This window comes from Desulfobacterales bacterium, from assembly GCA_029211065.1.
Taxonomy (GTDB): Bacteria; Desulfobacterota; Desulfobacteria; order Desulfobacterales; family JARGFK01; genus JARGFK01.
In genome coordinates, this window is sequence record JARGFK010000040.1 from 1 (window position 1) to 24,333 (window position 24,333).

The window sequence follows — 24,333 nt, forward strand, 5'->3', positions numbered from 1 at the left end:
ATCATCGGCAAATGCAATAAGGAAGCGTGCTCTTTTACTGGAGATGTCTTTATCGACGCCACCGGCACCGCCGGTCCGCCGGCCAATTGCAGCAAGTACGGCAATGGCTGTGCCATGTGCATCCTGCGCTGTCACGCTTTTGGCGGCCGCGTCAGCCTGGCCGCCAAGGCCGGCGTTAAAGAAATGATCGGCCGGAAGGGAGACCAGATCGGCGCCGTGAGCGGTTCGTGCAAATTGCTGAAAGAATCGCTTTCAACCGAAATCCGGAATGAATTGGGCCGGAAGGGCGTGGCCGTCATCCCCATCCCCCCATCCAAAATCATCAGGGGCAAGCTCAACCTGAAAGCCTGCCAGCAATATGCACTGCCGGAGTTTGAAAACAACATTGTCCTGCTGGATACCGGTCATGCCAAGCTGATGTCGCCCTTCTTTCCCCTGGACGCGCTGCGGGAAATACCGGGATTTGAAAACGCCCGCTATGAAGATCCTTACGCCGGCGGACTGGGAAATTCAGTCCGCTATCTCGGCATGTCCCCCCGGGACGACACCCTCAAGGTGGAAGGCATTGAGAACCTGTTCTGCGGCGGAGAAAAGGCCGGGCTGCTGGTGGGGCACACCGAAGCGATCTGTACCGGAACGCTGGCCGGTTACAATGCTGTAAAATATATCAAGGGGAGAAAGCCCATAGTTCTGCCGCCCGCACTGGCGGTCGGCGATGCCATTCAGTATGTCCGGTCCCAGATGAAAACCGAGGCGGGTCTCGGCTTAAAATACACCTTCTCCGGCTCCGTGTTTCTGGAGCGTATGAAAGAGAAAGGACTTTATACAACGGATACGAAAAAGGTAACCCAACGGGTTGAAAAAGCCGGAACAGCAAATATTTTCAGCTAAGCTTCAAAATATTGATATGTCAGAAATATAAGATATCCAAACCATTGTTGCAACCGAAAAGTTATCCCAAACTTTAAGACTAAACGTTTTCGGTTTAGACAACCGGATGGAGGCAGTAAAAATGAATTATAAGGTGTTGGGACGGACAGGGGTTCTGGTTTCCGAATTGTGTTTCGGCACCATGAGTTTCGGCGGTGATGCGGATGAACAGGAATCCGCCCGCATGTTCACGCGCTGCCGCGATGCCGGCGTTAATTTTTTTGATTGCGCCAATAACTACAACAAGGGCAAATCCGAGGAAATTCTGGGCCGGCTGATCAGCGGTTGCCGCGACGAGGTCGTGATAACGTCCAAGGCAACCCAGCGGACCGGCAAGGATATCAACGCCCTGGGGTCTTCACGACTCCATATCATGCTTGAAGTGGAAAAAAGCCTGAAACGCCTCGGGACCGATCGGATCGACATCTACCTTATTCACCACTTTGATCGCCTGACCCCCATCGACGAAAGCCTGCGCGCCCTCGATGATCTGGTGCGCCAGGGCAAAGTGCTCTATATCGGGGCCAGCAACTGGGCGGCCTGGCAAAACGCCAAAGCGCTGGGGATCTCCGCCAGAGAAGGCCTGGCCCGGTTTGAGTGTATCGAACCCATGTATAATCTGGTCAAAAGGCAGGCTGAAGTTGAAATTTTACCCATGGCGCAGTCTGAAAATTTAGGTGTTATCGTATACAGTCCCCTTGCCGGCGGTTTATTGTCAGGTAAATATTCCGAGGGTAGCAACGAGACGGCGGGCCGAATCACCCAAAAAGGCAGCTACATAAAACGGTACAGCGATCCGGTTTACTTCGAAATTGCGAACCGATTGAACCATTTTGCCAAAGAGGTCCAAACGCATCCCGCCACCTTGGCAATCAGTTGGGTCCGAACGCACCCGGCGATAACAGCGCCCATCATCGGGGCCCGTAATGTATCCCAGCTTGAACCTTCTCTGGCTGCGGCCGACTTTAACATGACGCCTGACCTGCGCGCTGAAATATCCAAACTGTCGGTTCAGCCGCCCAATGCAACCGACCGGCTGGAGGAAGTCATCGATCCAAACTTTTACTTCCGCAGCCGATAACAAAATCCAATGGATCAGGAATTCTGTGGGATAACGATCGACACGATGGATCCAATGGCCGCCAAATATAATGAAATGGTAGGAAATTCGTGAGGGGTTGCCAGAAGACCGAATATGATACCTAAAATTCCTATGATTAATAAAATTTGAAATGCTTGGAGCCGCGATGCATGGAAAAATAAAGAAAGGGGCTTAAGGTTTGTACCTTCCGCAAAACGCAGTCAAGGATACCGCCACATCAGGAAACGTGCGAAGCAGTTGGTTATCAACGGTTATCAGGGGAACTTTCAAATCATTTGCAGCAGCGACGAATTCACAATCATAGGCTGAACATTTACTTCCTGAAGCAAGCCTTAATACTTCATAAGATGAAATCTCATATTCTCGACCCTCCATCAATTCCAATGCACCTTTCATAATGTTCTGAGCCTGGTCCAAGCGGATGATATTTTTTCGCATATAGAGAGCCAGTACATTTCGCAGTTCACTGCGCCAGATAATCGGGGCCGCCCAATCACTGTTTTTCTTTAGGGCGCGTTCGGCCAGGACGGATTGATCGCTTGACAGAAATAGATAGCCGATAACATTCGTGTCAACTACAATCATCGCCGCCCTTCAGATTTAGCACGGTTGAATTCTGTATCGCGGATCGGATGCCCGGCAGTCAGTTCCCTTAAGTGCCGAGCATTTTCAAGGACCTTTGCGGGATCTACTCGACGACTTGCTACTACATGCTCAATACATACGATAATCTCGTTATTAATAGACCTTCTGTTGGTCCCGGCAACTGCCTTCAAGCGCTCATACAGGTTATCCGGTATATTCTTTACCGTCACCGTTGCCATATAATACACCTCCAATGGTTTCGATATGGAACCATTGTGAAACCATTTAAATGTTTTTGTCAAGTCAAAAATATTCTATCAGACCCGAAACAGATCCGTGCTGATATAGCGCTCGCCGGTGCTGGCCAAAATGGCAACGATCATTTTACCTCGGGAAGTTTCCCGCTTGGCAACCTGGAGCGCAGCCCAGGCAGCCGCACCGGAAGAAATTCCGCAGAGCAGTCCCTCTTTATCCGCCAGATCCCTGGCCGTTTGGAAGGCATCCTCGTTTTGTACGGTAACCACTTCATCGACAAGTGATCTATCCAGGACTTCGGGAACAAACCCGGCCCCGATCCCCTGAATTTTGTGAGGCCCCGGTTTGCCGCCGGAAAGGATCGGCGAAGCCGCCGGCTCGACGGCAACCGCCTTGAAGCCCGGCTTTCTGGATTTAATGACCTGGGCCACCCCGGTAATGGTGCCGCCGGTCCCGACGCCGGCAATGAGAATATCGGCCCTTCCCTCCGTGTCGCGCCAAATCTCCTCGGCGGTGGTTTCACGGTGTATTTTCGGATTGGCCGGATTTTTAAACTGGTCCGGCATGAAGGCATCTTTTTGGGACGACAGGATCTTTTCGGCTTCGGCAATCGCAGCTTTCATGCCGCCGGCTCCGGGAGTGAGCACCAGCTCAGCGCCCAGGTGCGTTAACAGCTTGCGTCTTTCCTGGCTCATGGTTTCCGGCATGGTCAGACACAGGCGATACCCTTTGGCGGCGCAGATAAACGCCAGGGCAATGCCGGTGTTGCCGCTGGTGGGCTCAACAATCAGGGTCTGGGGGCCGATGCGCCCCTCCAGTTCGGCCGCATCGATCATGGCGGCTGCGATGCGGTCTTTGACACTCCCCAAAGGATTGAAAAACTCCAGCTTTGCGTACACCTCCGCATCAAGCCCTTCGGCCAACCGGTTTAAACGAACCATCGGCGTCATACCGATGGTATGGTCTATTCTGGAAAATAGTTTCATGGTTGTCTCCTTATTTAAATATCAGTCGCGGCGTTTCCATCATCACGGTGGTGTCCGGCGGGACCGATTCGGTCAGCCAGACATTGCCGCCGATAATCGAGCGCGTCCCGATAACCGTATTTCCCCCCAGAATCGTCGCCCCCGAATAAATCACCACGTCATCTTCAATGGTCGGGTGCCGTTTGGTGCCCCGCAATTGGTCTCCGGCGCCCTTGGGGACCGACAGGGCCCCCAGGGTGACCCCCTGATAAACCCGCACGTTCTTTCCGATCACGGTGGTCTCACCGATGACCACGCCGGTGCCGTGATCAATGACAAAACTCTCGCCGATCTCAGCCCCCGGATGGATGTCGATGCCGGTCAGGCTGTGGGCGTGCTCCGTCATAATGCGCGGCAGCAGCGGCACCCCGTTTTCAAAGAGCTTATGGGCAATCCGGTAAACCGTGATGGCAAACAGACCGGGATAGCTGAAAATAATTTCATCATAACTTTTGGCAGCCGGATCGCCCTCATAGGTTGCCCGTACGTCCGTGGCAAGGATCCTGCGGATGGCGGGGATCGCGTCGATGAAACTCAGCGTAATCTCTTGGCCGCGCTCGCCGCAATCGCTGCAGGGCTGATTGTAACGGAAACAGTCATGCCGGATGCTGTTGACAACCTGCTCGGACAGCAGGTCATACAGCACGGATACCGTCTGACCCATCTTGTATTTCAGATTGACCGGATCCAGTTTTTCTTTTGTGAAATACCCCGGGAAAAATATTTCCCGCGACTTGTGAATAATTTCAACCACCGAGCCGTTTGAGGGGATCGGCTCATCATCTATGTGGGTATAACATTCGGTGTCATGACTGCTTTTGATTATCTTTTCGGCTTTTTCCGGCAGCCGCCGGCGAAAATCTGAAGATGCCGCTGCTTCTAATTTGCAGGTTTCCTGTGATTTTTGGTGGTCGTCCATTTTGTCTTCTCCGAAAAAATAGTCTCTTAAACAGGGAGCGGCATCCGTCCTTGATAGGTCAAGGGCCTGTCTGTTTCAGCAGGACCTGCCGATCATGAAAATACCGTAGGTGGCGAACAGATCCGGCATCACGCTGACGATGCTCCCGCTTTTATCCTGGCTGTTGGTGTTGATGGCGCTTTCCTTTATAATCTTAAACCCGACCTCCCTTGAAAACTTTCTGAAATCCTTGAGGGTGATCACCCGGATATTGGGTGTATCATACCATTCATACGGCAGCTGCTTGGATACGGGCGCATACCCGGTCAGAAGCAGCTGCAGCCGGATACGCCAGTGACTGAAATTGGGGAAACTGACAATTCCCCGACTGCCGACACGCAGCAGCTCCTGGAGCAGGGAGGCGGGCTCGTAAACCTGCTGCAGGGTTTGACTTAAAATAACATAGTCGAAGGAATTGTCGGCATAGTCTAAAATCTCCGCATTGATGTCGCCGTGAAGGACGGACAGACCTTTTTCAATGGCATGGGCCACGCGGGACTCCAGCCGTTCAATTCCGGTTCCCACTACCTGTTTGTTTTTCTCAAGATAATGCAGCAGATCGCCCCCGCCGCAGCCCAGGTCCAGGACCCTGGCGCCCGGTTCAATCCAGGAAGCGATTATCTGGAGATCATAGCGCATGCCGTTATTTACGAATTTGACTGCTGGCACTTTCTAAAAAACCCCTTATCAATGAATTCAGCCGCGGGCTGGGAAGCAGAAAAGCGTCATGGCCCCATTCGGCTTCGATTTCACAAAAGCTGACATCCAGGTTGTTCTTTTTCATCGCTTTCACCATGGCTTTGGATTGGTACGTCGGGTAAAGCCAGTCGGACGTAAACGATACCACCAGAAACTTGGCGCCTGTCCTGGAAAAGGCCTTGACGCCGGACCCGTCGCCATATTGTTTTTCCAGGTCGTAATAGTCTGCGGCCTTGGTAATGTATAAAAAAGAGTTGGCGTCAAAACGATCCACAAACTTTGTACCCTGATGCCGCAGATAGCTTTCCACCTCAAAATCGGCGTCAAAATGAAAGGAAAGATCGCTTTTGTTCTGCAGCCTGCGGCCGAATTTATGCCGCATGGACTCGTCCGACAGATAGGTGATATGCCCGATCATGCGCGCAACCGCCAGCCCGTGGTTCGGCTTCTGCCCGGCGTAATAGTTGCCGTTATTCCAGTCCGGATCCGCCATGATGGCCTGGCGGGCCACTTCGTTAAACGCGATGGCAAGGGCGGAGTGCCGGGTGGTGGATGCCAGCGGAATGGCGGAAAGCACCATTTGCGGATAGCGCACGCACCATTCCAGGACCTGCATGCCGCCGATGGAGCCGCCCACCACCGACAGTATTTTCCGGATCCCCAGATGATCCATCAGCGCTTTTTGGGCTTTGACCATATCGCCGATGGTGACAAAGGGAAATTCAGGTCCATAGGGTGTGTTCGTGGCGGGATTAATGCTCCCGGGGCCGGTGGTGCCCATGCAGCTTCCCAGGATATTGGAGCAGACCACGAAATATTTATCGGTATCAATCCCTTTGCCCGGCCCCACCATGATGTCCCACCAGCCGGGCTTTGCATCGGCTGTGTCGTAATAGCCGGCGACATGGGAATCACCGGACAGGGCGTGACAAATCAGGACGGCATTATCCTTTTCGTTGTTGAGTTCGCCATAGGTTTCATAAGCAATCGTCACCGGTCCGAGTTTGGCGCCGCTTTCAAGGGTCATAATATCAGCCGGCCCGGCGGTCGTAAAGAATTTCTTCTCAACGATGCCGACGGAAATACCGTCTTTGTCGTGTTCGATATATTCACTCATTTCTTCGTACTGTCCAGAGCCTGGCCGATATCGTCACAAATGTCTTCCACCGCTTCGATCCCCACCGACAACCGCACCAGATCGGGGGTGATTCCGCCTGCAAGCTGCTGCGCCTCGCTGAGCTGTGAATGGGTGGTGCTGGCCGGATGAATCGCCAGGCTCTTGGCATCACCGACATTGGCCAGATGCGATATCAGTCCCAGGCTGTTGATAAATTTTTCACCACCCTTTCTGCCGCCGGACACACCGAACACCACCATTCCGCCGAATCCGTTCTTAAATTGTCGGGAGGCATTTTCATAGGCCGGATCGGATTCGAGGCCGGGGTAGCGGACCCATTTTACCAGCGGGTGCTCTCTGAGATATCGGGCGACCTTTTCGGCATTGCTGCAATGGCGCTGCATTCTGACCGAAAGGGTTTCAATTCCCTGCAGGAACATCCAGGCATTGTCCGGGCTGATACAGGCGCCCAGATTTCTAAGGGGCACCAGCCGCATGCGCAGGATAAACGCCAGGGGGTTGAGATCCCCCAAGTCATGGGCATATTTTAAATTATGATAAGATTCGTCCGGCTGGTTGTAAAGCCGGAACTTCGGGTCCGTCCAGTCGAATGTCCCGCTGTCCACAACAATGCCGCCGATCCCGGTTCCATGACCGCCCAGCCATTTGGTCAGGGAGTGAACCACGATGTCGGCGCCATGCGCGATGGGCCGGAAAAGATAGGGCGTCGTAAACGTGGAATCCAGCACCAGGGGGAGATGGTGCTTTTGAGCCACCTTTGAAATTTCGCTGATGTTTGCTACGTCAAGGGTGGGGTTCCCGATGGTTTCGGCAAAAATCATGCGGGTTTTGTCCGTGATCGCTTTTTCAAAATTGGCCGGTTCCAGCGGGTTTACAAACCGGACGGTAATCCCCATTTCCGGCAGGATATTGTTGAACATGGTATAGGTGCCGCCGTAAAGATTGTCGGCGGACACCACCTCGTCGCCAAGGCCGCAGATATTGATAACGGAATAAAATATGGCCGACGTGCCCGATGCCAGCGCCAGGGCGGCTGCGCCGCCTTCCAGTGCGGCCATCCGTTTTTCAAGGACGTCGTGGGTGGGGTTCATCAGGCGGGTGTAAATATTGCCCAATTCACTGAGTCCGAACAGATTGGCCGCGTGCCGGGTATCGCGAAAAACATACGAACTGGTTCGATAGAGCGGAACGCCCCGGGAAAGGGTCTCGTCAATTGCCGCGCCGGCATGCAGCGCCAGGGTATCAAACTGATATTTCTGTTCCATTTTCTGTCTCCTTATTTCATGTCGTGCCTGCCATTTGTCGGGGAAAACGGCCGCTTTCACTGATACCTGAGTTAAATCAAAACCGCAAAAAATACCCGCGCTTTTGAATGTGATAAAAAGCCTTTTTTAGCTGGATATAAGGGAATCGGTAGAAGCGGTGGCTGTGGATTATATCATGTCGGTCAGGACCTCACAGGTTCGGCAAATCTCCATTTTCTCTCTCCAGTTCTTATGAGGTGTCCCTTCACAAATGGTACCATTAATAAACCAGCAAAGTTTGCCGGAGCGAAATTCCCAGGCCGGACATTTCTTCTTCTGACCGGGCGGGCATTTTTTGATGGACCAGCAGGGTTTTTGGCGGGCTTGGCCGTCGCGTGCGCGTGAAAGTAGAAAATAGAGTTGTCTCTCAACATGGGTGGGAATGGTCCGCCACCCCTGTTCATAACTATGGATCGCTTTCAGCGAAGTTCCCATAAGTTCAGCCATCTGTTTTTGCGTCTTTTTCAGTTTTTTTCGAAATTGCGAAAATTCTTTGCTGTCCACCGTCGCCTCCGTAATGATGATATTTGATTAATATTGACCATACCACATGGTGACATTATCTTGTCAACAAAAAAAACGGTCGACCGTACATTTTGTGGTAGTTTCGGACCGATTTTTTTCTCAAACACGTCGAATCAGATATTATCCAGGTCCGGTGTTAAATCAATCCCATACTTTTTCATACGGTTCCAAACCGTTACACGATTCACTCCCAGGATTCGGGCCGCCTGGGACTGATTGCCTTTGCTCCGGCGTAATGCCGTAACCAGAGCTTTTTTTTCAGCTTCGTCTTTTCGACCGGGCACAACAAACGACCCCGTTTTTTGCCCCGCGCCATTTCTGATCTGAAGGGGCAAATGTTCCGGCTTTACCAACCCCTTGGCAGAGACAACAAAGGCATATTCCAGCGCGCTTTTCAACTCCCTGACATTTCCGGGCCAATGATAGGCCATGAAAAGGCCCATCGCTTCCGCTGACAGTCCGGCAATACTCTTTTCGGTTCGGGTGTGCAGTTGCTGGATGAAGTGATTCACCAGCAGGGGAATATCTTCTCGTCGATCCCGCAGCGGAGGGATGTGGATCGGAATCACATTGATACGGAAAAAAAAGTCCTCTCTGAACTTTTTTTGCGCCATCAGTTCACCCAGGTCCTTATTTGTCGCCGTAATGATCCTGACATCCACTGAAATGGGCCGGTGGTCGCCCACCCGATCAAACTGCTTGGTTTCCAGAACCCGCAGCAGCTTCACCTGAATGGAAAGCGGCACATCGCCGATCTCATCTAAAAAGAAATCCCCGCCGTCGGCAGCCTCAAAACGCCCGAGACGATGGCGGTAAGCTCCGGTAAAGGCGCCTTTGATGTGGCCGAACAGCTCGCTTTCCAGCAGCGACTCATTTAATGCGGTACAATTGAGTTGGACGAAAGGTCCTTTTTTTCTTCTGCCCAGATGATGAATGGCAAGCGCCACCAGTTCCTTGCCTGTACCGCTTTCACCATAAATGATAACCGGCGCATCGCTTTGAGCGGCTTTGGGAATCACATCAAACACGTTCTGCATGGCCGCCGATTTGCCGACAAGGCCGTGAAACCCGCTGCCTTCATCCATCTGCCGGGTAAGAAGATCGAGTTCCTGGTCCAACCGGTTTAATTCTGATATATCCGTGAGTGTTTCAACCGCCCCCAGATTCGCGTTATCGTCATCTTTTAATAACGAAGCGTTTTTTATTATCTGCAGGTAGGTACCGTCCTTTTTCATTACCAGGCAGTTTTTGGTAATATCTTTTCCGCCGGCAAACAGGGTGCACCAGTGACCATTGCCTGCTTGCAACGTAATTTCACAGCCGTCACAATTGAGCATTTTACAGGACCTTCCCAGCACCTCTTCAGATGAATATCCGGTCAGGCACTCAAATGAGTGGTTTACCATCAGAATCGTTCCATCCGGGCTGATTACCAGCAAGCCTTCATTCATGGTGTTGATAATTTTTTTCCAGTAGCGGTTTGATTCAAGATCTTTCATCATTTTCCTTTATCATGTGTTTAAACATATTTAAGCAAGTGTTTAAATACCATTAAACATGTATCCTGGCAAGCGTTCTGTAATTTTTTTTAAATATTTTTAAATATATTGATATCAAAATGTTATGATGTTTATGGCTTAAGCTTTATTTAAGCGGCATATCAATTGCAAATCATATCGCACCAAACGTTCACTAAAAGTTTCCGGATATTTCGATGGGTGCAACCGTAAGATTGGATCTTGTCAATTTAATTTCACCGCTGGGGCTGCTCAAATGTAAAAGCGCCCTGAACAAAATGAATAGCGGAGATCTGTTGGAGGTATCGCTGCAGGACCCCGAAGTTTTCAAAAATATTATAAAGATCATTGAACCGTCTCATGACCAGGTGGTTCGAACCGACAGGGAAAACGGCTGCTTTCGCCTTTTTATCGAAAAAGGATGATGTTGTCGCATGACCCTACCGGTCCCATTTCCACAGACGGATTCACGCTCAAAGGCAACCATTATCGTCAACAAACAGGAGTTTTCTATGGAGATGAATAGAAGGCGCTTTCTAAAAATATCCGGGGCGCTGGCTGCGACACCGCTACTGAATCAGGCTCGCACCGCCCATGCTGAAAAAGTGCCGGCTTTATCCACAGAATCATATGGGTCTCTGGTGGACACAACCCTGTGCGTCGGCTGCCGCCAGTGCGAACAGGCCTGCAACCAACGCCACGGCTTGGCCAAACCGCATGAATCGTTTAGTGAAATGACGGTTCTGGAAAAAGAAAGGCGGATGGATGAAACCACCTATACCGTGGTCAACAAGTATTACCCCAAAACCATCGGTTCCCTGACCTGGCGCACACGGCCCACCTTTGTCAAGTTGCAGTGCATGCACTGCAACGACCCCTCCTGTGTCTCCGCCTGTATCGTGGGGGCCTTAACCAAAGAGTCCAACGGCGCGGTGATCTATAACGCCAAAAAATGCATCGGCTGTCGCTATTGCATGGTCGCCTGTCCCTTCCAGGTCCCGGCCTATGAGTATCACAACCCCCTGACTCCGCAGGTGCGAAAGTGTACATTCTGCTTTGAAAACATTAAAGTCGGCGGGCTGCCGGCCTGCGCCCAAACCTGCCCGCGGGAAGTGATCACTTTCGGAAAAAAGGCGGATCTTTTATCTTTGGCCCGCTGGAAGATGAAGAACAACCCCGGCAAATATGTGGATCACATCTACGGCGAACATGAAGTCGGCGGCACTTCCTGGCTGTATCTGGCGTCCGAACCATTTGAGACCATCGGATTTCCCAAGATCGGGACCAAAGCGCCGCCGCGGCTGACCGAGGCCATCCAGCATGGTCTCTTTCAATTCTTTGCAGCCCCGATCATCTTGTTCGGACTTCTGGGCGGCACGATGTGGTTTACCGGTTTTTACAAGAAAAACAACCGGCCCTCCAAGGATAATCCCCTTGCGAAAGGAGACGTGTCATGAATGCTCATGAAATCGCAGCGCCGGTTGAAGAAAAATTTCTGACCCCCGGTGTCATGGTCATGCTGGGGTTCATCGCCATCGGGCTGGCCTTTACAGCCGCCCGTTTCATATTCGGCATCGGGGCTGTTTCCAACCTCAACAATCAATACCCCTGGGGAATCTGGATCGGTGTCGATGTCGCTTCCGGCGTCGCCCTGGCCGCCGGCGGTTTTACCACCGGCCTGATCGCCTATGTCTTTAACCGGGAACAGTACCATGCCGTTATCCGACCGGCCCTGCTGACCGCCATGTTGGGATATACCTTTGTGGTTCTGGGACTGCTCGTGGATATCGGCCGGTATTGGAACATTACCAGTCCTGTCTTCAACCACAACAGCAGTTCCGTTCTATTTGAAGTCGCCATGTGCGTCATGATCTATCTGCATGTTCTCTATATTGAATTTATCCCCATCGTGGTGGAACGTTTCAAGGGCCGGGTCAATCTTCCGGGTCCCTTTGCAAAGGCCAATGGGCCCATTGAAACACTGCTGGAAATTGCCGACCGGATCCTTGACAAGGTCATGTTCCTTTTTATTATTGCCGGTATCGTTCTTTCCTGTCTGCATCAATCCGGCCTGGGCTCGCTTATGTTGATAGCGCCCTACAAGGTCCATCCCCTGTGGTACACGCCCATTCTGCCACTGCTGTTCCTGCTGTCCGCCTTTGCCGCCGGTTACCCCATGGTCACCTTTGAGTCCATCATCGTTGCCAAATCATTCGGCCGAAAACCGGAAATGGAGGTACTCACCCCGCTGGCCAGATTCATGCCGCTGTTCATGGGGACCTACCTATCGTTTAAAATCGGAGATATGCTGGTGCGCGGCACCTATATCTATCTGCTGGACGGCACCTATCAGACCAATTCGTTTCTGGTTGAAGTCCTTGTGGGCGTTGTGCTTCCCTTTGTCTTGCTGATATTCAGAAAGGTCCGACAATCACCGGGCTGGCTGTTTTTCGCATCCATCGTCTTTGTTCTGGGGATTCTGCTGAACCGCATCAATGTTTTTGTGGTCAGCTTTACCCCGCCGTACAAGCTGGTCTCCTATTTCCCCTCCGTGGGCGAAATGTTTATCACAGTGGGATTGATTGCCGGCCTGATGTTTCTGTACCGCGTGTGTGTATTTATTTTTCCGGTCCTGGGCGCCGTTCCCAAGAAAATTTCAACGGCAGCCCTGATCCTGATGGCCGCATCTATTCTTTTTGCGCCGGCGAACCCAGTCCAGGCGGCCGGCCCCCGCGCGACAGCTAAAACCCCGATAGCACCCATAACCGAACCCACGCCGTCTATTGCCGACGCGCCCAAGCTGCAGATCCTCAACAGCCCCATCATCAGCCAATACAGCGATATCTACGAACCGGTCCGGTTTATGCACAGCAAGCATGCCAATGTTCTCCAGGACTGCTCCATCTGTCACCACCGCATTCCCCGGGAAAAAGGAGATAAATACGGTGAGCCGGTCAACCTGGCAAAACTGCGCGAAAAGGAAGCTATCCCGACGTCCTGCTCGGTCTGCCATGATCACCCGTTTAATCCCAAACAGCTGCATACCCCCGGCTTGAAAGGCGCCTATCATCAGCTCTGCATGGACTGCCATCAGGAGTCGGAACAGGTGCCCCATATCCGCGGACCCATTCTATACAGCGCCATGGTCCGGGGGCCGATTGCGCGAACGCTGGATACCCGAGCCCCCACAGACTGTCTGGCCTGTCACCCCAGGAAGGTTCCCGACCATAAAAACCTGGTAAAGCTGGAAGCGGGCGTCGACCCCATCACGGTGACGAAAAACTGCCTCTCCTGTCACGAAAATGAAGGCAAGGCCATCCTCAAGACCGCCCACTGGAACTGGCAGGGACCGTCGCCCTATACCGTCGGGCATGAAAAACGGGTTGATCTCGGCAAGCGGCACAACACCGTCAACAATTTCTGTATCAATCTCAACGGCAACTGGCCGCGCTGCACCAGCTGCCATATCGGCTACGGCTGGGAAGATGAAAAATTTGACTTTAATGATATGACACGAATCGATTGTCTGGTCTGCCACGACACCACCGGAACATACCAGAAGGCGCCGGCGGCAGCGGGCTTCCCCGCCAAAGGCGTCGACCTGGTCGCAGTTGCCCGCAATGTGGGCCGCCCCAGCCGGGATACCTGCGGTACCAATTGCCATTTCCAGGGCGGCGGCGGCGATGCGGTCAAGCATGGCGACCTGAATTCCACCCTGGCCAAGCCCACCCGATCTCTTGACGTTCATATGGGCACGGACAAAGGCGGTCTGGATTTCAAATGCCAGACCTGTCATAAAACCCGCAACCACATGATCTCCGGGCGCAGCATTTCGGTTGCCGCATCAGAGGGCGACCTGTCCTGTGAATACTGTCATACCGATAAACCCCATATCGAAAGCCAGATGGTCGATAACCATTTGAATAAGCATACGGCCCACGTTGCCTGCCAGACCTGCCATATCCCTATGTATTCCAAGGGAACGCCCACCAAGGTCCACTGGGACTGGTCCACCGCCGGCCAGGATATTGATCAGCCCAAAGACCCCTATGGCAAACCGGTCTATGCAAAAATGAAGGGAAGCTTCCGCTGGAAGCAGGCAGCCAAGCCTTCCTATTACTGGTACAACGGAACGGTCAAACGCTATCTGCTGGGCGACCGCATCAATGAATCCGGTGTTACCGAGCTGACCAAACCCATGGGAAGTGCTGCAGACAGCGCCTCCCGGATATACCCGTTTAAAGAGCACACCGGACGCCAGATCAGCGACTCGGTCTATAAATACCTCATCGCACCCAAGCTCTGGAAAGGTTACTGGAAAGACTGGGACTGGGATAAGGCCGCCAGGGAAGGGATGCAGTCAGCCAATCTGGCCTATAGCGGCAAATATGAATTTGTGGACACGGTGATGTACTGGGGCCTGACCCACGAGGTGATGCCCAAAGAGCAGGCCCTTTCCTGCGCCCAGTGCCACCCCTCCCTTGCCAAGGCACCCTACTGCGGCAGCTGCCATCAGGAAAGAAACGGCGTCGACTTTAAGGCCCTGGCAAACAAAGGAATCGATTTTAAAACCCTGCCGGTCAAAAGTGCGGAAATTGCCGCCCAGATCGGAAAAAGCAATTACATAGATTTTAAATCTCTGGGGTATCCCGGCGACCCGGTTGAAACCGGCGGCAGGTTTAAAAAGCTGACCCTGGGAAAAGCGCATCCGTAAGCGCCTGCTGATACCAGCTACAGACAGTCAGGTTTAATGCGATCATTAAAAAACGTAGGCTTTAAAACATTATATACGACAATCTAAGGAGGTAAACACGATGATTCGACGATTGGGTTCCGCTTTAATTCTTTTGGTCTTTTTAATCGGCGCGGTCGGGCTTGCCCTGGCCGCCGGCGACGGCAATGCCCGCAAGGGAAAATACCTTTTTCGTAAAAACTGCCGGACCTGCCACATCGACGGCGGATCCGCCAAGCCCCTCAGTCCCATCGACAAGACCCAGGCAAAGTGGGACGAGGTATTTAAAAACATTGAAAAGCTGCCCTGCAAGGACAAGTGGAGCGCCCTGTCGGAAAAGGATATTCAGGATATGTATGCGCAGCTCTGGGGTCATGCCTTTGACTCTCCCTCACCGGAAAAATGCGAGTAATTTGGAGTATTGAAAATGCCAGTAAAAACCAAAGGTGCGCTAACCCGTCGCAGGTTCATGCAGCTTACCGGCGCGGCTGCTGCCGGGGCGGCTGTCGGCGGCCAATCCCGGATCTTGCATGCGCTGGTATCCAAAACAGCAGGAGATTCCAAAGCGCGCATTGAAAGGAAATTCTCCATCTGCGACATGTGCTTAAACAAGTGCGGTCTGATTGCCCGGGTGGACCCATACGGTGTGGTCAAAAAACTGGACCCCAATCCGAAGTTCTTAAAATCCCGGGGCATGCTGTGTGCCCGGGGCAATGCCGGCATCCAGCAGCTCTATGACCCCGACCGGCTGAAATATCCCCTCCTCAGAAAAGGAGAAAGGGGCCAGGGCCGTTGGCAGCGACTCACATGGGACCAGGCCCTGGACCATGCCGCTGAACAGCTGGGGCGCATCGCCGAAAAGTACACCCGCTGCGGCGTTCTGTTTATGGCCGGATCCGACCTTCAATCCACATTTGTCCACCGCTTTGCCAATGTCTTTGGATCGTACAATGTCGTATCGCATGAATCCAACTGCCTCTTGAGCCTCAACCGGGCATTTCTGGACACATATGGCGAAATCCCGATTCCCGACATGCTCAACTGCAAATATGTCATCATGGCCGGCGCCAACCGCTTCGAGGCTTTGGTTACACCGGACAGCATCGATCTGATGACGGCCATGCAGAACGGCTGCAAGCTGGTGGTCCTTGATCCCCGCTTTACCAAAACAGCGGCCCTGGCGAGCGAATGGTTCCCGATCCGGCCGGGGACCGACATGGCCTTTTTCCTGGCCATTGCACATGTATTGATCACTGAAAAACTGTACGATCCCAAGTTCATTGCCGAAAAAACATTCGGTATCGAACAGCTCAGCGCCCATGTCAAACCCTACCCGCCGGAATGGGCTGAAAAAGAATGCGAAATCCCGGCCGGCGATATTCGCCGCATGGCACGGGACCTGGCTGCAGCCGCGCCTGCGGCCATGGTCTATCCGGGACGCAGAAGCTCCGACTACGAAAACTCCACTCAGATCCGCCGATCCTTTGCCATTGTCAATGCGCTCCTGGGAAACTGGGATCGCCCCGGCGGCCTGACGGCGGCCAGAAAAATCGGCATCAAATCCGTGCCCTATGATCCGCCCTTTTATGAGGACAACCCCGAAAAAAGGATCGATGCCGACCGGTCCGTGATGATGTTCGAGGAGGAGGGCTCTTTTAAGCACGCCCGGGATGCCGTCATTGAAGGAAAGCCTTATCCGGTCAAAGGTTTTTTCACCTATAAGATCAACCCCATGCAAACCGGCGCCAACCGCAGCAAAACCATCGAAATGATCCACACGCTCGATTTCATGATGACCGTGGATATCGCCATGAGCGACACCGCCTGGATGGCGGATCTGGTCTTGCCGGCCCCCAGCTATCTCGAAAGAGAGGACCCGGTGTCTGCGCTGCAGGGTTCTTCGGCCTGCGCCTGTATGGTCATGCGCGATCCGGTGGTTCCGGCGCTGTTTGAATCCAGACCGGTTTTCTGGATTGTCACCGAGCTTTCCAAGCGCCTGGGCTTGGGTGAGCACTTCAACTACACCCTGGCGGACTACCGCAAAAAACAGCTGGAAGAGCTGCCCGATGCCATGGATGCCCTGCTGAAAGACGGCGTTTATTACAATCCCGGCAAGCTCTATGGCGTCTATGAAGGCAAGGTTTTTAAAACCCTTTCAAAAAAAATTGAAATTTACAACCAGCGTTATGCTGACGCCGGCATCGATCCACTGCCGGTATACCAACCCCCCCAGCAGGTTCCTGAAGGAAAGTTTCGCATCGTGGTGGGACGCAACGCTTATATCACCCAGGGCTCTTCCACCAATAATGAACTGCTGCACGAACTGCTGCCTGAAAACGCCCTGTGGATACACCCCAAACCGGCCGGCCGGCTGGGAATCAAGCAGGGCGATTCCGTCGCGGTTACCAGCCCGGTAGGCAAAGGCATCCTCAAGGCTCATGTCACCCAGGAAACCCGCCCCGATACGGTTTATATGGATTCCGGGTACGGCGCCCTGTCAAAGGGCCTGACCCATGTTTTCGGCCGGGGAGCTTGCATTGCAGACATCCTTGAAGACTATAACGATAAGATTTCAGGGAATATGGCCATGCATCAAACCATGGTCACGGTCAGAAAGATAAAATAGAAGGAAGTTGCCCATGAGCCAGGACCGATCGAAACGATATGCCATTGTGATTGACACCTTTAAATGTTTTGACTGCAAGGCCTGCATGATTGCCTGCAAGGTTGAAAACAACGTTCCCAAAGGTTTCTGGCGAAACTGGGTCCGGCATACCGGCGGAATCGGCGGCCGCAGAACCCAGTACCAGCCCGGCCAGTGCATGCAGTGCGACAAACCGTCCTGTGTATCGGCCTGCCCGGTGAACGCCACTTACAAGCAGTCTAACGGCATCGTGGCCATCGATCCGACCAAATGCATCGGCTGCGGCAATTGCGTCACAGCCTGCCCCTACGGCGCCCGCTATCGCAACCCTGCCAGCCGCTTCGCCGATAAATGTGATTTTTGTCAGCACCGCTTAAGCCGTGGAGAAGAACCGGCCTGCGTCGAGACCTGTCCCACCCGGGCCCGCACTTTCGGAGATCTGAATGATCCCACAAGCACAATCAGCGAACTGGTCAAGCATAAAAAACTGGTACAGGTGATCAACCCCAAAATAGATACCCAACCGGGAATCTTATATTTTTCAGGGACGCTGCCCCTGGACTGGCCGGTGGAACCGACCCTGCCTGGCGGTATCCATATGCCGGAAAAATTCTGGAAAACGTCGGAATGATTTACGTTCGAAAAGGGTCCGGCTGAAATGACCCGATTCTGATAATTGGTCAATCATTATTTTAACAACAAAAGGAGGTAACGTATGATGAGTAACAGCAGAATGAACTGGCTTCCCCTGCTCATAGTGATCGTCTTGGCTATGGGACTTGGGAACGCCGCCATTGCCGCTGCTTCCGCGGAAGCCGGCAGTGTACAGACCGAAGCATGGATGTTCCATGACATTGTGACGGTTGAATTTGTGCAGCCGTATGTGAAAGTGCCCCCGCCTGAAAACGCCCTGCTCATTGATTCCAGGCCGAAACGGGCAAAATATGACAAGGGACACATCCCCATGGCAATCAATATTCCCGACAGTCAGTTTGAAAAAATGACCGACAAGCTGCCCCAGGATAAAGACACCCTTTTGATTTTCTATTGTGAAGGGATGAAGTGAAAGCTGAGCCACAACTCAGCCTGGAAGGCTGAAAAGCTCGGATACAAAAACGTCAAAGTCTTTGCCGAAGGATTCCCCAAATGGGAGAAAGTTCAAGGCAACTATCCGGCGATATCTACGGATTACATGAAAAAACTGATCGACACCAAGGCCGATATGGTCTTGGTGGACTCACGACCCAAACGTTCAATGTACGACAAGGGCCATATTCCCACTGCCATCAGCATCCCTGACAGCGAGTTCGACAAGTTAAAAGACCAGCTGCCTCAGGACAAGGAAAAACAGCTGATTTTTTACTGTGAAGGGTTTAAATGCAAATTGAGCCATAATTCCGCCGCCAAGGCCATTGGGCTCGGCTACAAGAACGTAGCCGTCTATGCGGCCGGTTACCCTGCCTGGAAAACGCTTGATGCCGATTCTGCTGAAGAAGCAAAAAAAATGGCCGCTTCGATCAAACCCGGCAAGGAGGAAGGGAGTATCGATGTGGCCGTGTTTGAAACTATCATCGAAGAAAAACCGGAAAGCATCATTCTGATCGATGTCCGCGACCCGGATGAGTTTAAAGCCGGCAGTTTCGAGACCGCCATTAACGTCCCCACCGACAAACTGGAAGAAAAGATCAAAACCCTGTCGGAAGAAAAGCCGGTCGTCTTCATCTGTTCAACCGGCGCCAGAAGCGGCGAGGCCTATTATATGGTCAAAGACCTGCGTCCGAAATTCAAGGATGTATATTATCTGGAAGCAGAGTTGACTTTCAACAAAGACGGCTCACATAAAATAACCAAAAAATAACCGTAAAACATATCCCTGGCTCCGGCACATAAATCAACATGCCGCCGGAGCCAGGCACTTGGCATTGTCGACACGATGAAACTTTTGCAGACTCTGAAAGGCTTTTTTGTCCTGATCATCCTTTGCGGATATGTTCCCGGCGCCGGGGCCGCTGAAAATTCCGTATGGTGGGAAAGGGCCGAAATTGTCGCCCGGCAGGAAGGCTATCATCTCGTTACGCTACAACAGCTCCAGGCGCTCTATGGCACACAACAAAATTTCCTGATTGTCGATGTCCGGCCGGACTACGAATTTAAGGAAGGCCATCTACCCCGGGCCATCCAGATCGAATTCAGTCCCGCTGACCGGTACAATCTGAAACCCGACAAGCGAGACCGTTTTGAAAGCGTCCTCGGTTCGGATAAAAACCGCAGGATTATTATTTACTGCCTGAACTACAACTGAGCCCGGAGCGAAATTGCCGTCTACTGGGCCGTGCGCCTGGGTTATAAAGATGTCAGCAGGTTTGTCGCCGGTTACCAGGGGTGGATCTCAGTTCCGCTCCCATAGCTTCCCGCTTCCAAAACCGGCAACCCAATCTAATATCAAGACCAGCAGACGGGATGCCAGCGGATAGAAACGGCAGGCGGTTTCCTGCTGCAGCCGCCCGGCAAATACAGAAACCCACGGCAGCATCGTCCCGGCGGCAAAAGATCCGGCTTCATATAAAACGGACCCCTTTGGGCGGCTCCCGCTTTTGTCCAGCAGAAAATAAAGATATTCCATCTCAATGCAAAGATGGTCCGGCGGTTCGGTTATTGTTTCCGCAAGGGTTAAACCGCTGGATTCAAACCTATTTTTCATTTTAACGGCTGAAGCACCCATCAGGGGTGCGTTTTCGTATTCATAGCAGGACTGATAAAGCGGTGCCTGAATGCCTCCCTTGGCGTTGATAAAGAGCCGGACGAACGTTTCTGCCAGCTGGCGGCAAAGCAGATCGGCATCACCGAAATCTTCTGGAAAGGCCTTTATCTTCTGCAGGGGATCGGCGAACTCACCGGTCATAGCCGGTTTAAGATTTTCAAACGGAAGGAAAAAGGAGCCCGCTTTCATTGCCGCGCAATCGTCGGGATCCGGCCCCCAGAATATTCGGCATATCGTCTTGATGGCGGACAGAAGGTCCTCTTGATGACGCCGGGATAATGCGGATGCTGTTTTCATTAAACCACTCAGTTGGAGTTGTTTGGATTTGGGGTTTGAATTTTAACTCATATCTTAGTATACATGTGGTTAAAGTACCGGCACAGGTTTAAATCGGCACATACAAAGGACAAGGGATCGCTATACTTATGGATGTTGATACACCTTCTTTTACTATCTGCGGCCGCTCACCGCAAGAATTTTTAGATGCCATCGAAAACTTCCACGGATGGAAAGCCCCCGGCATCGTCCTGGGCGGGTTTATGGTTGACTGGGCCCGGGAACTTTTCGGACCGGACGTTGAAGCCGACGCCATCGTGGAAACCACCCACTGCCTGCCGGATGCCGTCCAGCTGTTTACGCCGTGCACCTTCGGCAACGGCTGGCTGAAGGTTCTGGATTGGGACAAGTTTGCCTTAAGCCTGTACGACCGATACAGCCTGAGCGGGTACCGGGTCTGGCTGGATCTTGAGAAAACCCGCGCGGTAACCGACCTTTACGACTGGTATATGCGCCGGAAACCCAAAAAAGACCTGCCCCTGGATGTATTGCTCAACGCTATTTTCACGGCACGACGATCCATTTTATCATCACGGACTATCCGAATGAAACAACTTTACCAACGTAAGAAGAAGGGACAAATTGAGATCTGCTCCGGATGCGGGGAAGCATACCCCGCCGCCCAGGGCCCCCGATGCACGGCCTGTCAGGGTGAAGGATACTTTGAATAAAAACTGACCCAAAACCACCACAGCAAACATGTCAAACAAGGAGGGGTTATGTATCTGCCGAAGATATATGAAAATTTTTCAACAAATTTTCCGGAAGTTTTCAAAGACTACAAGCAGCTGGGCATCTCCTGTCGGGATGCCGGCCCCCTGGACCCCAAAACGCAGAATCTTATCAAACTTGGGATTTCCATCGGCGCAAATTCCAGAGGCGCCATCATGTCTCACACCCGAAAAGCGCTGTCATCCGGGGCTACCGCTGAAGAAATTATCCACAGCGTTCTGCTGGCGCTGACCACCACCGGTTTTCCGAACATGATTGCCGCCATGGGATATGTGAATGAGGTTCTAAAAGAAGACCCCTGATTGGTATTTGGTTCCTGTATTTTTAAACCAAAAATACAAGGCAGTGCCGCTTAACGCTGATCTATCCCTGACGACCAGGCTTTTCGTGTTGGAACAAACAGCCGTGGGAAGGGCGGAGAGGATCACGATGCGGATGAAAAATTTATTCCTGCCGCTTCGCGAGCCCTGTCGCCCTTGGCCCTCGGATTTCGCTGCAGCCGATCCTGTCTAAACTTTTTGTACGTTCTTTGCCGACGGACCCCGCTCACCCTTTTCGACGTCAAAGGTGACCCGGTCCCCTTCAGCTAGTGTTTTGAATCCGGTCATGTTTATGGCGGAATGGTGAACAAATATATCTCCGCCTTCTTCCTGCTCGATAAACCCGAAACCTTTTTTGTTGCTGAACCACTTTACCACGCCAGTCGCCATTTTATTTCCTCCTCTTGATAAATACACCTTCGGATGGTTTCAATTCCCTTGTCATTAAGATAGGCTAGGTCTTTGGCGGAAAGTTTAAATTTGGCCCTGAAAGCGGAGCGCTTCAGGGATAACAACGTTGCCTTTACCTTTTCTTCAATTACCATTATGTTCTTTTTCGTCCTGCCGGCCTGTTACGCCACGCCCAGGTGCCGGAACCCCATAAAACCGATTCCAATAACGCTCTCTTTATATCATCACAAGAATTGAAATCAACAATTTTTATAGCGCCGCTTCGTGAGTTCTAAATATTCTGTTTTTTTCCTCCGGAGTTTTCGGTCTTCCGGTTTCCGTTTGACTCTTTTGGCGCTTTCCCATATAGAGCTTGCCAAAACCATCGTTTCGGTTTTAAAGACAAAAGAAAGGCCGACTGTTTTCGCGCTGGTGGAAATTATCCGCTGCAACGCACTAAAAATGAATGGATAATCAGGAACCAAAATGCTCTTTGTTGAAAATCTAATAAAGGGGTATGTCACCCAGTTGCTGTTTGAGGATGCAAGTTTTACCATCGCACCCAAGGAACGCATCGGGCTTGTGGGCCGAAACGGGCACGGCAAAACGACGCTGCTGCATCTCATCGTCGGTGAAGAGCAGCCCGATAGCGGCAGCATCACCTATCCTAAAAATTATCGCATCGGCTATGTTCGTCAACATATCGAGTTTACGGAAGATACCGTCCTAAAGGAAGGGATAAAGGGGCTGCCGGCGGTGGAACAGGACCAGCACTGGAAAGTCGAAAAGATTCTGACGGGTCTCGGGTTTTCAGACAGCGATATGCAGCGGCACCCCGCTGAATTTTCTGGCGGATTTCAGGTGCGTCTGAACCTGGTGAAAGCCCTGGTGGCGGAACCGGATTTATTGCTGCTGGATGAGCCCACCAATTACCTTGATATTGCTTCGATCCGCTGGATCGAGCGCTTCCTGATGAACTGGCCCCATGAACTGATACTGATAACCCACGACCGGTCGTTTATGGATGCGGTCGTCACCCATATCATGGGAATCCACCGTCAAAAAATCCGCAAAATTTCCGGAAACACGACGAAATACTATACCCAAATCGCCCAGGACGAAGAGATTTATGAAAAGACCCGAATCAATGAGGGGCGCCGGCGAAAAGAGATCGAGCAGTTTATCACCCGTTTCAGGGCCAAAGCCAGGCTGGCGAACCTTGTACAGTCCAGGGTCAAAACACTCCAGAAGCTTGAAAAAAAAGAAAAACTGAAAACCATTGAGGCCCTCGACTTTTCTTTTCGAAATGAACCCTTCTCGGGCAAACGGGTGCTCGCTGCGCAAAACGTCTCTTTTTCCTATGACGGCAAAACGCAGATGATCAAAGAATTTAACTTAACCATCCGGCCGCGGGAGCGGATTTTTATTGTCGGAAGAAACGGAAAGGGCAAGACCACCTTGCTGAAGCTGCTGGCGGAAGGGCTCTCACCCCAAAGCGGCAATATTACCCTCAGCCCGGGGGTTCTAAAGGGCCTGTTTGAGCAAACCAATATCAACCGCTTGATGGATAACTGTACGGTTGAGGAAGAAATCATACTGTCGCATCCAGATGTGGACCGGCAACAGGCCCGGAATATCTGCGGCGCCATGATGTTCTCCGGTGACGATGCCTTGAAAAAAATCGGCGTTCTCTCCGGGGGCGAAAAAAGCAGGGTGCTGCTGGCAAAGCTTTTGGTCACGCCGGCAAATCTGCTCCTGCTGGATGAACCCACCCACCACCTCGATATGGAGTCGTGCGATGCCCTGCTGGCCGCGCTGGTGGATTTTGCAGGAACGGTTGTGATGGTCACCCATAATGAAATGTTTCTAAACGCCCTGGCGGATCGTCTGATCGTTTTCCAGAATGACGGCATCGAGGTGTTTGAAGGCAATTACGCAGACTTTCTGGAAAGCGGCGGCTGGCAGGACGAAAAGGCCGGAAACAAACCGGCCCTTGCAGTTGACACAACAGCAGACGCGTCCAAACTGACCAAAAAAGAAAAGCGACGGCTGCGCTCGGAAATCATTGCAGAACGATCCCGGGCGGTTAAAAAGCTTGAAACCCGGATCACGACGCTTGAGAATGAAATCGCTGCCGGCGAACAGCAGCTCAATGGCCTCAACGCCGAAATACTGGAAGCTTCCCGGTTGCAGGACGGCCCCCGGATCGAAATGCTTTCAAAGTCCCTGCATGCCGCTAACAGTGCTGTGGATAAACTCTACGCAAAACTCGAAAAACAGTCGGCGATCTATGAAGAACAGCGGGCCGCCTTTGATGAGCGCCTGGAAGAGATCGAATAACTGTAAGCGTCCTTTGCAAAACGCCCCTTTTTTCGTAATT

Annotated in this window: 25 protein-coding genes; 14 read left to right on the forward strand and 11 right to left on the reverse strand. The window is 52.2% G+C overall.

What is annotated here, in order from left to right:
* Together P1P89_10625 and P1P89_10630 are read left to right on the forward strand one after the other, a co-directional pair.
* Window positions 1-891 (forward strand): FAD-dependent oxidoreductase (locus P1P89_10625; GenBank protein ID MDF1591958.1); only part of this gene is annotated, 891 nt, incomplete at its 5' end.
* A 121-nt stretch (window positions 892-1,012) separates the two neighbouring features.
* Entirely contained in the window at window positions 1,013-2,011 is a 999-nt protein-coding gene (locus P1P89_10630) for an aldo/keto reductase (protein ID MDF1591959.1), read from the forward strand.
* A gap of 192 nt (window positions 2,012-2,203) precedes the next feature.
* Here the strand turns inward: P1P89_10630 and P1P89_10635 are convergent, their stop codons facing one another.
* The 9 genes from P1P89_10635 to P1P89_10675 form a co-directional block, all read right to left on the reverse strand.
* A complete protein-coding gene (locus P1P89_10635) occupies window positions 2,204-2,617 on the reverse strand; it encodes a type II toxin-antitoxin system VapC family toxin (GenBank protein ID MDF1591960.1) in 414 nt (137 codons plus the stop codon).
* Window positions 2,614-2,856: an Arc family DNA-binding protein gene (locus tag P1P89_10640; protein ID MDF1591961.1), complete on the reverse strand. Its 243-nt coding sequence runs from the start codon at window positions 2,854-2,856 to the stop codon at window positions 2,614-2,616. Before P1P89_10640 ends, P1P89_10635 begins: the two co-directional genes overlap by 4 nt.
* A 78-nt stretch (window positions 2,857-2,934) precedes the next feature.
* Window positions 2,935-3,858 carry a cysteine synthase A gene (cysK, locus tag P1P89_10645; protein ID MDF1591962.1) on the reverse strand — a complete coding sequence of 308 codons (924 nt, stop codon included), beginning with the start codon at window positions 3,856-3,858 and terminating at the stop codon, window positions 2,935-2,937.
* A gap of 10 nt (window positions 3,859-3,868) precedes the next feature.
* On the reverse strand, window positions 3,869-4,816 hold the full coding sequence (locus P1P89_10650) for a serine acetyltransferase (GenBank protein MDF1591963.1): 948 nt from the start codon (window positions 4,814-4,816) through the stop codon (window positions 3,869-3,871).
* Between the two features lie 75 nt (window positions 4,817-4,891).
* Window positions 4,892-5,494, reverse strand: coding sequence for a methionine biosynthesis protein MetW (metW, locus tag P1P89_10655; GenBank protein ID MDF1591964.1), 603 nt, complete (start codon window positions 5,492-5,494; stop codon window positions 4,892-4,894).
* 4 nt (window positions 5,495-5,498) lie between these two features.
* Entirely contained in the window at window positions 5,499-6,671 is a 1,173-nt protein-coding gene (locus P1P89_10660; GenBank protein MDF1591965.1) for a homoserine O-acetyltransferase, read from the reverse strand.
* Window positions 6,668-7,957, reverse strand: a complete 1,290-nt coding sequence (locus tag P1P89_10665; protein MDF1591966.1) for an O-acetylhomoserine aminocarboxypropyltransferase/cysteine synthase — start codon at window positions 7,955-7,957, stop codon at window positions 6,668-6,670. Before P1P89_10665 ends, P1P89_10660 begins: the two co-directional genes overlap by 4 nt.
* Before the next feature lie 168 nt (window positions 7,958-8,125).
* Complete coding sequence (locus P1P89_10670) at window positions 8,126-8,500, reverse strand: helix-turn-helix domain-containing protein (GenBank protein ID MDF1591967.1); 375 nt, start codon at window positions 8,498-8,500, stop codon at window positions 8,126-8,128.
* 134 nt (window positions 8,501-8,634) lie between these two features.
* Complete coding sequence (locus tag P1P89_10675) at window positions 8,635-10,020, reverse strand: sigma 54-interacting transcriptional regulator (GenBank protein MDF1591968.1); 1,386 nt, start codon at window positions 10,018-10,020, stop codon at window positions 8,635-8,637.
* A 215-nt stretch (window positions 10,021-10,235) separates the two neighbouring features.
* Here P1P89_10675 and P1P89_10680 point away from each other — a divergent pair, with 215 nt between their 5' ends.
* The 9 genes from P1P89_10680 to P1P89_10720 all read left to right on the forward strand — a co-directional run bounded on the left by P1P89_10680 (window position 10,236) and on the right by P1P89_10720 (window position 19,716).
* Window positions 10,236-10,463: a sulfurtransferase TusA family protein gene (locus tag P1P89_10680; protein ID MDF1591969.1), complete on the forward strand. Its 228-nt coding sequence runs from the start codon at window positions 10,236-10,238 to the stop codon at window positions 10,461-10,463.
* Between the two features lie 87 nt (window positions 10,464-10,550).
* Window positions 10,551-11,495 (forward strand): 4Fe-4S dicluster domain-containing protein, encoded by a 945-nt coding sequence (locus P1P89_10685; GenBank protein MDF1591970.1) that lies wholly within the window; start codon window positions 10,551-10,553, stop codon window positions 11,493-11,495.
* Window positions 11,492-14,752, forward strand: a complete 3,261-nt coding sequence (hybB, locus tag P1P89_10690; GenBank protein MDF1591971.1) for a Ni/Fe-hydrogenase cytochrome b subunit — start codon at window positions 11,492-11,494, stop codon at window positions 14,750-14,752. The genes P1P89_10685 and hybB overlap by 4 nt, the downstream gene beginning before the upstream one ends.
* Before the next feature lie 100 nt (window positions 14,753-14,852).
* A complete protein-coding gene (locus P1P89_10695; protein ID MDF1591972.1) occupies window positions 14,853-15,182 on the forward strand; it encodes a cytochrome c in 330 nt (109 codons plus the stop codon).
* 15 nt (window positions 15,183-15,197) lie between these two features.
* Window positions 15,198-17,396: a molybdopterin-dependent oxidoreductase gene (locus tag P1P89_10700; GenBank protein MDF1591973.1), complete on the forward strand. Its 2,199-nt coding sequence runs from the start codon at window positions 15,198-15,200 to the stop codon at window positions 17,394-17,396.
* A gap of 13 nt (window positions 17,397-17,409) precedes the next feature.
* Complete coding sequence (locus tag P1P89_10705; GenBank protein MDF1591974.1) at window positions 17,410-18,045, forward strand: 4Fe-4S dicluster domain-containing protein; 636 nt, start codon at window positions 17,410-17,412, stop codon at window positions 18,043-18,045.
* A gap of 84 nt (window positions 18,046-18,129) precedes the next feature.
* Complete coding sequence (locus P1P89_10710; GenBank protein MDF1591975.1) at window positions 18,130-18,480, forward strand: rhodanese-like domain-containing protein; 351 nt, start codon at window positions 18,130-18,132, stop codon at window positions 18,478-18,480.
* Window positions 18,481-18,606: 126 nt separating this feature from the next.
* Window positions 18,607-19,272 (forward strand): rhodanese-like domain-containing protein, encoded by a 666-nt coding sequence (locus P1P89_10715; GenBank protein MDF1591976.1) that lies wholly within the window; start codon window positions 18,607-18,609, stop codon window positions 19,270-19,272.
* Between the two features lie 84 nt (window positions 19,273-19,356).
* Entirely contained in the window at window positions 19,357-19,716 is a 360-nt protein-coding gene (locus P1P89_10720) for a rhodanese-like domain-containing protein (protein MDF1591977.1), read from the forward strand.
* A gap of 87 nt (window positions 19,717-19,803) precedes the next feature.
* On the opposite strand, the gene P1P89_10725 is transcribed toward P1P89_10720, so the two are convergent.
* Window positions 19,804-20,472, reverse strand: coding sequence for a molecular chaperone TorD family protein (locus tag P1P89_10725; protein MDF1591978.1), 669 nt, complete (start codon window positions 20,470-20,472; stop codon window positions 19,804-19,806).
* Between the two features lie 128 nt (window positions 20,473-20,600).
* Here P1P89_10725 and P1P89_10730 point away from each other — a divergent pair, with 128 nt between their 5' ends.
* Together P1P89_10730 and P1P89_10735 are read left to right on the forward strand one after the other, a co-directional pair.
* On the forward strand, window positions 20,601-21,182 hold the full coding sequence (locus P1P89_10730) for a formylmethanofuran dehydrogenase subunit E family protein (GenBank protein MDF1591979.1): 582 nt from the start codon (window positions 20,601-20,603) through the stop codon (window positions 21,180-21,182).
* A 48-nt stretch (window positions 21,183-21,230) separates the two neighbouring features.
* Complete coding sequence (locus P1P89_10735; GenBank protein ID MDF1591980.1) at window positions 21,231-21,545, forward strand: carboxymuconolactone decarboxylase family protein; 315 nt, start codon at window positions 21,231-21,233, stop codon at window positions 21,543-21,545.
* A 207-nt stretch (window positions 21,546-21,752) separates the two neighbouring features.
* On the opposite strand, the gene P1P89_10740 is transcribed toward P1P89_10735, so the two are convergent.
* Complete coding sequence (locus tag P1P89_10740; GenBank protein ID MDF1591981.1) at window positions 21,753-21,953, reverse strand: cold shock domain-containing protein; 201 nt, start codon at window positions 21,951-21,953, stop codon at window positions 21,753-21,755.
* A 486-nt stretch (window positions 21,954-22,439) separates the two neighbouring features.
* Between P1P89_10740 and P1P89_10745 the strand changes: the two genes are divergently transcribed.
* Window positions 22,440-24,293 carry an ATP-binding cassette domain-containing protein gene (locus P1P89_10745; GenBank protein MDF1591982.1) on the forward strand — a complete coding sequence of 618 codons (1,854 nt, stop codon included), beginning with the start codon at window positions 22,440-22,442 and terminating at the stop codon, window positions 24,291-24,293.
* Window positions 24,294-24,333 lie beyond the last annotated feature (40 nt).